This window comes from Gelidibacter salicanalis (assembly GCF_007997285.1).
GTDB classification, from domain to species: Bacteria; Bacteroidota; Bacteroidia; order Flavobacteriales; family Flavobacteriaceae; genus Gelidibacter; species Gelidibacter salicanalis.
On the sequence record NZ_VORX01000001.1, the window covers coordinates 644,648 to 657,505 of the forward strand.

13 protein-coding genes are annotated in these 12,858 nt (G+C 37.3%); 11 read left to right on the plus strand and 2 right to left on the minus strand.

The genetic code is table 11. The annotated features are described in order from the left end of the window. Window position 1 precedes the first annotated feature (1 nt). The 8 genes from ES711_RS02805 to ES711_RS02840 all read left to right on the plus strand — a co-directional run bounded on the left by ES711_RS02805 (window position 2) and on the right by ES711_RS02840 (window position 7,597). Entirely contained in the window at window positions 2–1,141 is a 1,140-nt protein-coding gene (locus ES711_RS02805) for a chorismate-binding protein (RefSeq protein ID WP_146889610.1), read from the plus strand. A 166-nt stretch (window positions 1,142–1,307) separates the two neighbouring features. Beyond that, window positions 1,308–3,065 carry a 2-succinyl-5-enolpyruvyl-6-hydroxy-3-cyclohexene-1-carboxylate synthase gene (gene menD, locus ES711_RS02810; RefSeq protein WP_146889612.1) on the plus strand — a complete coding sequence of 586 codons (1,758 nt, stop codon included), beginning with the start codon at window positions 1,308–1,310 and terminating at the stop codon, window positions 3,063–3,065. A gap of 90 nt (window positions 3,066–3,155) precedes the next feature. Further along, window positions 3,156–3,497 carry a DUF2853 family protein gene (locus ES711_RS02815; RefSeq protein WP_146889615.1) on the plus strand — a complete coding sequence of 114 codons (342 nt, stop codon included), beginning with the start codon at window positions 3,156–3,158 and terminating at the stop codon, window positions 3,495–3,497. Between the two features lie 99 nt (window positions 3,498–3,596). Beyond that, complete coding sequence (locus tag ES711_RS02820; RefSeq protein WP_146889618.1) at window positions 3,597–4,427, plus strand: CvfB family protein; 831 nt, start codon at window positions 3,597–3,599, stop codon at window positions 4,425–4,427. A 20-nt stretch (window positions 4,428–4,447) separates the two neighbouring features. Then, the gene (locus ES711_RS02825) at window positions 4,448–5,287 is read left to right on the plus strand and encodes a 1,4-dihydroxy-2-naphthoyl-CoA synthase (RefSeq protein WP_146889620.1); all 840 of its coding nucleotides are present in this window, start codon (window positions 4,448–4,450) and stop codon (window positions 5,285–5,287) included. An 18-nt stretch (window positions 5,288–5,305) separates the two neighbouring features. Further along, window positions 5,306–6,208, plus strand: coding sequence for a 1,4-dihydroxy-2-naphthoate octaprenyltransferase (menA, locus tag ES711_RS02830; RefSeq protein ID WP_146889623.1), 903 nt, complete (start codon window positions 5,306–5,308; stop codon window positions 6,206–6,208). 128 nt (window positions 6,209–6,336) lie between these two features. Then, window positions 6,337–7,014, plus strand: coding sequence for a metal-dependent hydrolase (locus ES711_RS02835; RefSeq protein ID WP_146889626.1), 678 nt, complete (start codon window positions 6,337–6,339; stop codon window positions 7,012–7,014). Between the two features lie 145 nt (window positions 7,015–7,159). Beyond that, window positions 7,160–7,597 (plus strand): hypothetical protein, encoded by a 438-nt coding sequence (locus ES711_RS02840; RefSeq protein ID WP_146889630.1) that lies wholly within the window; start codon window positions 7,160–7,162, stop codon window positions 7,595–7,597. A 23-nt stretch (window positions 7,598–7,620) separates the two neighbouring features. Here the strand turns inward: ES711_RS02840 and ES711_RS02845 are convergent, their stop codons facing one another. Further along, the gene (locus ES711_RS02845) at window positions 7,621–8,412 is read right to left on the minus strand and encodes an SDR family oxidoreductase (protein WP_146889633.1); all 792 of its coding nucleotides are present in this window, start codon (window positions 8,410–8,412) and stop codon (window positions 7,621–7,623) included. A gap of 68 nt (window positions 8,413–8,480) precedes the next feature. After that, window positions 8,481–9,437, minus strand: a complete 957-nt coding sequence (locus ES711_RS02850; protein ID WP_146889635.1) for a sterol desaturase family protein — start codon at window positions 9,435–9,437, stop codon at window positions 8,481–8,483. 153 nt (window positions 9,438–9,590) lie between these two features. Here ES711_RS02850 and menC point away from each other — a divergent pair, with 153 nt between their 5' ends. From menC to ES711_RS02865, 3 genes are all read left to right on the plus strand, one after another. Beyond that, window positions 9,591–10,625 (plus strand): o-succinylbenzoate synthase, encoded by a 1,035-nt coding sequence (gene menC / locus ES711_RS02855; RefSeq protein WP_146889931.1) that lies wholly within the window; start codon window positions 9,591–9,593, stop codon window positions 10,623–10,625. A gap of 6 nt (window positions 10,626–10,631) precedes the next feature. Continuing rightward, complete coding sequence (locus tag ES711_RS02860) at window positions 10,632–11,618, plus strand: CPBP family intramembrane glutamic endopeptidase (protein WP_146889638.1); 987 nt, start codon at window positions 10,632–10,634, stop codon at window positions 11,616–11,618. Between the two features lie 96 nt (window positions 11,619–11,714). Next, the gene (locus tag ES711_RS02865; protein WP_146889640.1) at window positions 11,715–12,788 is read left to right on the plus strand and encodes an AMP-binding protein; all 1,074 of its coding nucleotides are present in this window, start codon (window positions 11,715–11,717) and stop codon (window positions 12,786–12,788) included. Window positions 12,789–12,858: the final 70 nt, after the last annotated feature.

Consider the following 12,858-nt stretch of genomic DNA (forward strand, 5'->3'; position numbering starts at 1 on the left):
GATGCTTTCAGATCATTTTTTTGAGCAGCTTAAGGCACAATGGGATCTGCAACTGCCGTTTGTAGCCTATAAAAAGCCAGATACTTCCACAGTAAAAGGTTGGCTTCAAAAAGATGATGCCCTACATTGCAGCAGGGACTTTACCGAAAGTGGTTTTGTATTTGCGCCTTTTGATTCGCAACGGGAATCTTTTCTAATTCCGTTTGAAAATACAGCATTACTGACCCATAATTTTGTAGCATCGGATAGCGCCGAGTATGCCATTGTAGTCACTCCCATGAATACTGACCAAAGGGAATTTCATGTAAATCTTGTTCAAAAGGGAATTGCAGCTATCAAACAGGACCAATTTAAAAAAGTGGTGCTTTCTAGACGAGAAACTGTAGAGACAACCCATGCTGATCCCATTCCTATTTTTGAACGGTTATTAAATACCTACCCCACAGCATTTGTATATTGTTGGTACCACCCGAAAGTAGGATTATGGTTAGGCGCAACGCCAGAAACTTTAGTAAAAATTCGTGGAAACCGACTCAATACCATGGCGCTTGCAGGGACTCAGCCTTTTAAAGGTGAAACTGATGTGATTTGGAAAGACAAAGAGCGGGAAGAACAGCAAATTGTCACTGACTTCATTGTAGCACAGTTGCGAAATTCTATGGGCGATGCTACATCTAATTTAAAGATGGAGGTGTCTTCGCAACATACAGTCAGGGCAGGAAATTTATTGCATTTAAAGACGGACATCGCACTGCAATTAGCACCCGGTACAAAAGCTTTGAAACCTATTTTAGAGGCTTTGCATCCCACTCCAGCAGTCTGTGGATTTCCAAAGGATAAAGCCAAAGATTTTATCATTGCAAATGAAGGATATCCGCGAGAATTTTATGCAGGATTTCTAGGTGAATTAAATCTGAAAGAAACCAAAACCCGAAACACCAACCGACGCAATGTAGAAAATAACGCTTATGGTGTTTCAAAAGTGGTGTCAAATTTATACGTGAATTTGAGGTGCATGCAACTCAAGGATTCTAAGGTAAATCTTTATGTTGGTGGTGGCATTACTAAAGATTCTGACCCTGTGTCAGAATGGGAGGAGACCGTGCATAAATCTCAAATAATAAAGCGGGTGATTTTTTAGGTTCTACCTATAACTAATATTGCTTAGCTGTTTTTCCTACAGTACAATCCGGAATTTCAAATATAAATTTTCCAATTCTGTGATAAACCAATTCTTAATTTTTTCAAATCGATAAAGCCTATTTAGCTGTCCTAATTTTGTATTTTTGTGACAAGATAAGTTATGAATGAAATATCCTAAAATTCCCCTTGCTCAAACTGTAATCCAGCTTTGTAAAGCAAAAAACATTAAGCATATAGTAATTTCTCCCGGAAGTAGAAACGCTCCGCTGACCATTGGTTTTTCCAACGATCCGTTTTTTAAATGCTACAGTATTGTCGATGAGCGTTGCGCAGCTTTTTTCGCATTAGGGATTGCACAACAAATTAAATTGCCGGTAGCGGTAGTCTGCACTTCAGGCAGCGCTTTGCTGAATTATTATCCAGCCGTCGCTGAGGCATTTTACAGTGAAATTCCGTTGATTGTCCTTTCAGCAGATCGTCCAAAACATCTTCAAAATATTGGTGACGGGCAAACCATCAATCAGAAAAATGTTTTTGAAAACCACATCTTGCATTCGGCCAACTTAAAGTTGGATTTGAAAGATGAACTGAATATTCCTGTGTCAGAGGACATTCCTATTTTTAAAAATATTGAAGATAAGTTGGAACGTTTATTAGGTCTGCAAAAAGATATCCAAAAACATAATGAGCAGGAGTTAAATGACGCGCTGAATAAGGCGGTCTTTAAAAAAGGTCCGGTACATATCAATGTGCCTTTTGATGAGCCCTTATACGAGATGGTAGATGCGTTAAAAGTAGCACCAAAAAATATACCCATTGAAAAAGAGGAGCCTAAAATGGATACCTATATCTTGGATCAATGTTTAAATGATTGGCGGAAAGCAAAGCGTAAAATGGTGTTGGTTGGGGAGTTTGAGCCCAATCAAATAGAGCAAAAATGGTTAAACACATTGGCAAAAGACGAGAGTGTCATTGTGCTGACGGAAACCACCTCTAATCTCGATCATGGTACGTTTATTACAAGTATTGATAAGCTAATTGCACCATTAAAAAAGGATGATTTCTTAAAATTACAACCGGAAATTCTCATTACGTTTGGCGGGATGATTGTTTCCAAAAAAATTAAAGCATTTTTGAGAGAGTATCAACCTAAAGAGCATTGGCATATCAGCGAAACTAGAGCTTATGATACCTTCTTCTGTTTGACGCAGCATATTAAGGAAACTCCAAATTACTTTTTTAGTGAGTTTTTGCCAAAAGCCAAGGAAGTTAAAACCTCTTATAAAAACTATTGGACAGGCATTAAGCTGGACCGCGCTAAAAAGCATTTGAGTTATGTAGAAAACTTACCGTTTTCTGATTTCAAGGCCTTTGACATCCTATTTAAAAATTTGCCAAACGACACCATTCTACAGGTTGGGAATAGCTCCGCCATTAGGTATGCACAGCTATTTGACATCCATAAGTCTATAGAAGTGTTTTGTAATAGAGGGACGAGCGGAATTGATGGCAGCACTTCTACCGCGATAGGTTGTGCGGTGGCACACAAACGTCAGACGACCTTTGTCACTGGCGATTTAAGTTTTTTCTATGACAGCAATGCGCTTTGGAACAATTATATTCCTGCATCCTTCAGAATTATCATCATCAATAATGGCGGTGGGGGTATTTTCAGAATTCTTCCGGGCCATAAAGACACGGAAAATTTTGATACTTTTTTTGAAACTAAACATACTTTAACCGCACAACATTTAGCTGAAATGTACAATTTCAAATACAAGCGTGTGTCTACCCAGAGTGATCTGGCCAATGCGCTACCTTTGTTTTTTAAAGAAAGTAATCAACCAAAAATTCTCGAAATCAATACTGCTGGTCAGCCTAATGACGAGATTCTGCTTAATTATTTTAAACATGTCAAATAGGAGAGGAATAAGTTCGGAGATTATTATGGAAGTAAATCAAATTTTATTATCTTGAAAACTCGATAAATAATTAACTATAAAAATTTAGAAATGAGCAAAAGAGATGAATTAATTACAAAATACGCGGCAGATTTGAAAGAAAAATGCGGTGTAAACGCTGATATGGACTTATTGACCAAAGTAGTTATTGGTTGTGGTCCTTCCATTTATAATGCAGATGCTGCAACCGTTTCTGGTTCAGACCCTGCTGAATTGGCAACTGTAAAAAACAACTTTTTGATCAAAAAATTGGGTTTGAAAGATAGCGAAGATTTAGATAAAGGCATTGCTGCCGTTATGGAAACCTACGGCAAATCCAACAGAAATAAATACAGAGCTGTAGTGTATTATTTATTGGCTACACATTTTAAAAAAGAATCAGTTTATAAATAAGATTTTTTAACATTATTAAATTAAAGCGATACCTCTGAAATCACAGAACTGTATCGCTTTTTTTTATTGGATGAACACTAATATTCTTACCTTTGCAGCATGATACATATTGGAGAATTCAACACCCTAGAAATACTACGCGAAGCCGAGCAAGGCCTATATATTGCAGATAATGAAGGCAATGAAGTCTTGCTGCCAAATAGATATGTGCCCGAAACCTTTCAAATTTGGGAAAAAATTGAAGTATTTGTGTATTTAGACAACGAGGAACGCCTTGTTGCCGTTACGGACAGACCTTACATCACGCGTGGTGAATTTGCCATGTTACGCTGTAATCAAGTTACCGGACATGGTGCTTTCTTAGATTGGGGCATGGTTAAGGAATTGTTCTGTCCGTTTAAAGAACAAGCATTTAAAATGAAAGCTGGTGGCTGGTATTTGGTGCATTGCTATTTAGATGAAAAAACTGGTCGTTTAGCAGCTTCTAGTAAAACGAATCATTTTCTTGATAATAAAGAATTGACGGTAACTCAATTTGAAGAAGTTGATGTGATTATTTCCCATCCTTCTGAAATTGGGATGAACGTTATTGTAAATAATAAACATGCCGGGCTGATCTTTCAAGATGATATTTATAAGGAATTGAGTATTGGAGACCGCATGAAAGGTGTGGTTAAGAAAATCAGACCTGATAATAAATTGGATATTACCTTAGAGAAAATCGGCTATAGAAAGATTGAACCTAATGCTGATGCTATTATGTATGAGTTGGAAGATAATGGTGGCTACATCAATTTGACCGATAAATCAAATCCTGAAGACATTAAAGCGGTTTTACAAATGAGTAAGAAAACCTTTAAAAAGGCTATCGGGACACTATACAAACAACGATTAATAGAAATTAAGGACGACGGGATCTACCTTATTTAATCTATATAAACACATATTACATGAGTCAAATTATATGGGAAACTGTAAAGGAATACCAAGATATCACCTATAAAAAATGTAACGGCGTAGCCCGAATAGCGTTCAACAGACCTGACGTCAGAAATGCTTTTAGACCAAAAACCACTAGCGAACTTTATGATGCGCTTTACAACGCTAATGAAGATGTAAATATCGGTGTGGTATTATTATCTGCTGAAGGGCCATCGTCTAAAGATGGCGTGTATTCATTTTGTAGTGGTGGCGACCAAAAAGCGAGAGGACATCAAGGCTATGTAGGCGAAGATGGCTATCACCGCTTAAATATTTTAGAAGTCCAACGTCTGATCAGATTCATGCCTAAGGCAGTTATTGCGGTAGTTTCGGGATGGGCAGTTGGTGGCGGCCATAGTTTACACGTGGTTTGCGATTTAACTTTGGCGAGTAAAGAACATGCTATTTTTAAGCAAACTGATGCTGACGTAACTAGTTTTGACGGTGGTTATGGTTCAGCGTATTTAGCAAAAATGGTGGGGCAGAAAAAAGCGCGAGAAATCTTTTTCTTAGGAAGAAACTATTCAGCTCAAGAAGCTTTTGAAATGGGCATGGTCAATGCTGTCATTCCGCACGATGATTTAGAAGATACGGCTTACGAATGGGCGCAAGAAATATTGGCAAAATCGCCAACCTCCATAAAAATGCTAAAATTCGCTATGAACATGACTGATGATGGCATGGTAGGGCAGCAGGTATTTGCAGGCGAAGCGACTCGCTTGGCTTATATGACGGATGAAGCTACCGAAGGTCGAAACGCCTTTTTGGAAAAACGGAAACCGAACTTCGAGAAAAAATGGATTCCATAATCCAATCAGAAACATAGAATGAACAATTTAAAACTCTGGTTATCGGCGTTCAGACTACGGACGCTGCCATTATCTATTTCAGGAATTATCATTGGGGGATGTTTTGCGGCTTACAATGGATTTTTCGATCCGTTAGTGTTCGTTTTAGCTTTATTGGTTACGGTGGCATTGCAAGTGCTTTCTAACTTAGCCAATGACTATGGCGATGGGGTTAAAGGTACAGATAATGAAAACAGGGTAGGGCCAATGCGTGCCATTCAGAGTGGTAAAATTACCCCAGAACAAATGTTTGAAGGGCTAAAAATTAATGTGCTCATTGTCATTTTTTTAACTGTGTTACTTATTTATTTCGCCTTCGGTCATGGTTATTTTTTATATTCGTTGTTCTTTTTTGTTTTAGGTGGACTTTCGGTTTATGCTGCACTAAAATATACTATGGGCGACTCAGCTTATGGCTACCGCGGTTTAGGCGATCTCTTTGTATTCGTGTTCTTCGGACTCGTCAGCGTGGTGGGGAGTTATTTTTTGTTCGCTAAACAATTGGATCATATCGTCACGCTACCGGCAATTGCGGTAGGGTTACTAAGTGTTGGAGTACTGAATCTGAATAATATTAGAGATATTGAATCAGATACACTTTCTAATAAAATTACTATGGCAGTAAAATTGGGCAAAGCCAAAACGAAAACCTACCATTTATTTTTAGTCATTGCATCCATGGTGCTAGGGCTTGTTTTTGCGATTTTGTATTATACCTCTCCTTGGAATTTTTTATTCTTACTATCTTATATCCCACTAAGTATTCATATAATCAAAATTAGCAAGGCAGAGCATTCGTCCGATTTTGATTCACAATTAAAAGTATTGGCGCTTTCAACCTTCCTTTTTTCCTTGTTGTTGGGCATCGGCTATATTTTATAAGTAATCATTAAAGTAAGCTAGGTTTCTGCTATAAAGCTTATCATTTTTACTAGGCTCAGATAGGGTACACCAAAAATTTTGAATATATTTAAGTCATTTATAAATTAAGACATCAAATTTCCAGCTTTATGAAAATTACATATTACGGTCACGCCTGTTTAGGCATTGAGGTTAATGAAGTTAACATCTTGGTTGATCCATTTATTTCTGCTAATGAAAAGGCCGCACACATCGATATTAACACCTTAAAAGCCGACTATATTTTACTGACCCATGCACATCAAGATCATATTTTAGATGTGGAAGCCATTGCTGAACGTACCAATGCGATGATCGTTTCCAATTTTGAAATCGCCAGTCATTTTGAAGCGATGGGTTTTGAGGTGCACCCAATGAACCATGGTGGCTCGTGGGATTTTGAATTCGGGAATGTAAAATATGTCAATGCGATCCATACTTCATCTTTTCCTGACGGGAAGTATGGCGGACAACCAGGCGGTTTTGTAATTGAAGGCGAACGTAAAACTATTTATATTGCCGGCGATACTGCCCTGACGATGGATATGAAACTCATACCGATGTTTGTTAAGCTCGATTTGGCAATACTTCCAATTGGCGACAATTTTACCATGGGGATTGATGATGCCATTATTGCTAGCGATTTTATCCAATGCGATAAAATTATGGGCTATCATTACGATACGTTTGGTTATATTGAAATTGATCACGAAGAAGCAAAACGCAAATTCTTTGATAAGAATAAAGATTTGATGTTGTTGGAGATTGGGGAGGATATTGAACTTTAAAAGTATTCAGAAATCTCAGTGCTTAATTTTACTGTGTTCACTAACATCTCATTATCCCATAAATATGGACCGATTTAGCACCGAAATTGTTAAAACAAAAACCTATAGCAAGACTTTTAGGACTGTTTTTTCAATTTATTACGCATTGGCTGGTTTTTATAGCTTTTTTTTAATTGGACACTATCTAAACCTAATTTTAAAATACGCATCTATAGTGATTTTGTTATATGGTGTTTATTATTTAATCGCACAGTCTTTTCTGAAGCCAAAATCAATCGGTATTTTAGAAATTGCTAACGATGCAATTCATGTGAAATTAGGTGACATAACTAAAATAATTCCGGTTAATCAGCTAGAAGCTATTGTTTTAAAATATTCAAGTTTTGGGAGTTGGAGCGCTCATTCCATTTATGGGAATAAGAATTTTTTACAAATTATAGATAAAGATGATCACACCTATGATTTAGAAATTCTTCTCAAAAACAGAAGTTCAAAAAACATTTTTAAGAGATTGATGAACGTTGATGAGTTATCTGAAAAATTTCATTGGAGTAAAATGAAGCAGAGTAATTCCGAATTTTAAAAAATTTTATTTTTAAGAACTTTTTACCTCACCGTACTTCTCAGTACATACCAATGCAAGACCTTAGGAAAAAATCGTTTTAAGTACACGCCTAAGATTTCCTTTTTTCCAATATAAGCTTCAAACTTTTCGTGCTCAATTGCTTTTAACATGCGCTTTACAAATTCATCTACATGCAAACCGTTTTCTGTAGCCTCATCCTGATATTTTTGTGTGCTACCATCACCAGTTAAGGCATTTTTAGCAACATCAGTATTCACAAAACCCGGACAAATCATGGTCACTTTAATATTGTCTTTGTCATGTTCTAATCTTAAGGCATCAAAAAAACCGTGTAAAGCATGTTTAGCGCCACAATATCCTGATCGATATGGACTGCTGAATTTCCCCATTACACTACTAACTGTCACAAAATGGCCGCTTTTTCGATCTACAAAATGAGGGAGTAAAGCTTTCGAAAGGGCAACAGGTCCGAAATAATCCACTGACATCAATTTCTCGTCCACGCTAATATCTGTATCGATCACTAACGACCGTTGACTAATTCCACCATTATTTACAAGCATATCAATTTTACCAAAAAGCTTAATGGCCTTGCCAACAAACGGTTTCATCTCCTTATAATCTGCTAAATCGAATGGCAAAATGGCCACCTGCTCTGAACGTTGACATTGATTTTTGACGTCTTCTAGGGCTTCTTTACGTCTAGAAGATAATATCAATTGACAATTCTGCTGAGATAATGCTAAAGCTAATGCTTTGCCAATACCGCTGGAAGCGCCAGTAATCCAGATCACTTTATTGTTGAAATTCATGGATGAAATTGAAGTTGAAGTTGAAATTGAATAACAGAACTATTATTGAGCTAATAAAGTGAAACAACTCATTCACCCACTGAAGACTGCCCACTGCCAACTGAGGACTGCCCGCTGCCAACTGCAGACTGAGCACTGCCAACTGAAGACCGCCATTCCCTCCGTAAATCGTCGCTTGATTTCCCGGTGCCATCGTGTTTCCATCCTGGGGGTTTTACGATGTATTTTACACGATCTCGCAATGATTTTTTACCAGAAAACACATCCTTTCCCATGGCTATCCATTCATGGAATGCTACCTTAATAGGGTTGTGAGTTTCAATATTTGTAACTAAACCATATACTACTTTTTCTTCTTTGAGTTCTGGTTGAAATGAACCAAACAACTTATCCCAAATAATGAAGATTCCAGCATAATTTCTATCTAAATATAGCGGATTACTACCATGGTGCACACGGTGGTGTGAAGGTGTATTCATGACGGCCTCAAACCATTTTGGCATTTTGTCAATTGCTTCGGTATGAATCCAAAATTGATAGAGTAAACTCACTGACATTTGTAAGAGGATCATTCCCGGGTGAAACCCAATTAAGGGTAACCATAACCAAAATATAAAAGTGTAGAATCCGCCAGACCAGGTTTGACGCAACGCCGTACTTAAATTATAATGTTCTGAGGAATGGTGCACTACATGCGAGGCCCAAAATAATCTGTTTTCATGAGAAATACGATGAAACCAATAATAGGCAAAATCATCTGCAAATAACAATAGGATAAAACTCCACCAGGCAAATGGGATGGTGAAAATTCGGAAGTTTTCATAAATCAGCATAAATGCAAACAACACCACGCCTTTACTTAATAAGCTTAACATCGTATTTCCCAATCCCATGGTAATTGAAGTTAATGCATCTTTAGTGTTGTATGATATCTTGTTATCTTTAATACTGCCATAGATTTCCAACCCAATAGAAATCACAAAAAAAGGGATGGCATATAAAATGATATCTGGAAATTCAGGCATGTGGACTTATGAGTTCTAAATAGTGAGTATTTATACAGGGCGTCATTAAATTACGATGTTTATTTCTAAAGAATGAAGTTCATGGAAATACCCCATTTTCATTCTTTTCATTTCTTAAAAATACAACATTTTTTGACTATTTTTGACAAGAATATGACAGCGACTTACCAAAAATACACCCTCAACTTCAAACAACCTAGTGGCACTTCCCGTGGCGTTCTGAAAACCAAGGATACCTGGTTCATAACATTAGAATCTGACGGTAAAAAAGGTATTGGAGAATGTGGCATGTTTAAAGGTCTGTCTGTTGACGATCGGCCAGATTTTGAGTTGGTTCTAGAATGGACTTGTAACAATATTTTTTTAGGAAAAAAAGTGTTGCTCTCAAAGTTGAAAGAGTTTCCAAGCATTCAATTTGGATTGGAAATGGCATTTTTAGATCTTGAGGCTGACGCGCCTTTTGAGTTATTTCCATCAGAATTTACAAAAGGTGAAGCGTCTATTCCCATTAATGGATTGATCTGGATGGGAACGGAAGCTTTTATGAAGGAGCAAATCACTTCAAAAATTGATGCCGGATTTAACTGCATCAAGCTTAAAATAGGTGCTATCGATTTTCAAACGGAACTCGATCTTCTAAAATCTATCCGAACACATTTTTCCGCAAAAGACATCGAATTACGTGTAGATGCCAATGGTGCTTTTAAACCAGAAGAAGCCTTAGAAAAATTAAAGCGTTTATCCGACTATCAGTTGCATTCCATTGAACAACCTATAAAACAGGGGCAAGTGGAGGAGATGGCTAAACTTTGCGAAAGCACGCCGTTGCCTATTGCTTTGGATGAAGAGCTTATTGGTATTTTTAACCTTACAGACAAATATCAATTGCTAGAAACCGTAAAGCCTCAATACATCATTTTAAAACCAACGTTAGTGGGTGGATTTCAGGGTAGTAATGAGTGGATTGCTGCTGCAAATTCAAACAATATTGGCCATTGGATAACCAGCGCGTTAGAGAGTAACGTTGGGTTGAATGCGATTGCCCAATGGACTTATACTTTAAATAATAATCTACCGCAAGGTCTTGGCACTGGAAGTTTGTTTACCAACAATTTTACCAGTTCCTTGGTGGTTGAACGGGGTCACTTAAAATACGATCAGAACATTAATTGGAATATTAATTTATAATTACATATGTACATAGCTCAAGCGTTTAAAGGATTACATGATTGGTGGCGGTATATTCTGGGAATCGTTATTTCCCTTGTCGGATTGGTACTGTTTTCCGTTCCGCACGCCTTAGGTGTGTTTCTCAAAAGTATGGAAGGTGGAAGCCTTGATCAGTCTAAAATGGACGATACGGCCTACCTCATGGGTTTGTTTGAACCCAATTTAAACCTCATCTTTATATTGCTACCATTTGCCGGCGGCTTGCTTTTTTTACTGCTCGCTGTAAAATGGCTTCATAAACAAACCTTTACTTCACTGACCACTGCACGACCAAAAATAGACTGGAAACGCTTTTGGGTTATCTTTTTTGGATGGGGGGTTTTATCAACTGGTTTAGTACTAGTAGATTATATGATGTCTCCTGAAGATTACGTCTTTAATTTTAACCTACAACCCTTTGTAATCCTTTGTGTGATTGCGGTTATTTTAGTGCCGATACAAACGAGTTTTGAAGAGTATTTATTTAGAGGCTATATTATGCAAGGCCTTGGTGTTGTTACACGATACAAAGTGGTTCCATTAATTTTCACTTCGGTAGTATTCGGATTATTGCACATTGCCAACCCTGAAGTAGACAAACTCGGACCCATTATTATGGTATATTATATTGGGACTGGATTGTTTTTAGGAATTATGACCTTGATGGATGATGGTTTAGAATTGGCTTTGGGTTTTCATGCCGCAAATAATTTATTTACGGCTTTATTAGTTACTGCAGATTGGACCGCGTTTCAAACCCATTCCATATTAAAAGACACGTCAGATCCATCAGTAGCAGGCTTCACCGATGTTCTAGTACCTGTATTTGTAATGTTTCCAATCATCCTTTTTATTCTTTCAAAAATGTACAATTGGACCGATTGGAAAGGTAAATTATTCGGTAAGGTAATAGAACCACCTAAAGAAAATTATAAGGTATTAGAAGAGATCGATACCATTGGTAGTGAATAAGTAACAATTATTAGCCATAGCGCACCTTGGTTACTTAAGAAACTTTTACCTTGGCTCGCGATTAACGCTTAGATTATCATAAATAAAAATATAAAAATGACGCCAACATACGATAAAATTCATTTTAAATTTAAATTAAACGGGAACTCCTATGATATTGAAGATCTTAAGGAAGTGGCCTATAGTTTGGTTAAAGAAGGCGCGCCGTATGAAAAAGTAATGGGCGACTTCCTTATGGATTGGTTAGATACCAAAGATCATATCAACGTAAGAACATCAGGTTCAACCGGTCAACCAAAGTTGATGAAAGTCAGTAAACAGGCCATGGTCAATTCGGCTATTGCCACTGGAAATTATTTTAATATGGAACCTGGACAAAAAGCATTGTTGTGTTTGCCCACCCATTATATTGCCGGAAAAATGATGTTAGTGAGAGCCATGGTTTTGGGTCTGGAACTCGATTTTGTAGATCCTTCTTCACAACCTGTGTTTGATTATGGCCAAGTTTATGATTTCAGTGCCATGATTCCATTACAACTAAAAAACACGGTGGATTATATCTACAATATCAAAACCTTGATCATTGGAGGTGCATCCATCGCTCAGCCCTTAGAAGATGCTATTCAGGGGTTGGATACCAAAATATATGCTACCTATGGTATGACGGAAACGGTGAGCCATGTAGCGGTTAAAGCGATGAATGGTGAGCATAAAATGAAGTATTTTACGGTATTTCCTGAGGTGACAATTTCTCAAGATGATAGAGGCTGTCTGATAATTGATGCGCCAAAAGTGGCGTCAGAACGTTTAGTGACCAATGATGTGGTAAAACTCCATTCAGATACTGAATTTGAACTGATTGGGCGTTTGGATAACAGTATCAACTCAGGTGGGGTGAAATTGTTTCCAGAACAAATAGAAGCCAAATTGGCGAGTAAAATTAAAGAACGCTTTATCATCGCATCTAAGCCGGATGAAACCTTAGGAGAAAAATTAATTCTCGTTTTGGAAGGTGAAACCAACACCATAGACAAAACGGTATTTGAAGGCTTGGAAAAATTTGAAATTCCCAAAGAAATTTATGCAACCCCGAAGTTTAAGGAAACTGCTACTGGAAAGATTCAGCGAAAAGGCACTTTAAAACTGCTTGGAAAAGATATCGTGAAATAAATCAATTTTCATAGGATTAAACCACACTAAGGAGTGAAACTAATACGTTTTCGCTCCTTTTATTTTACAG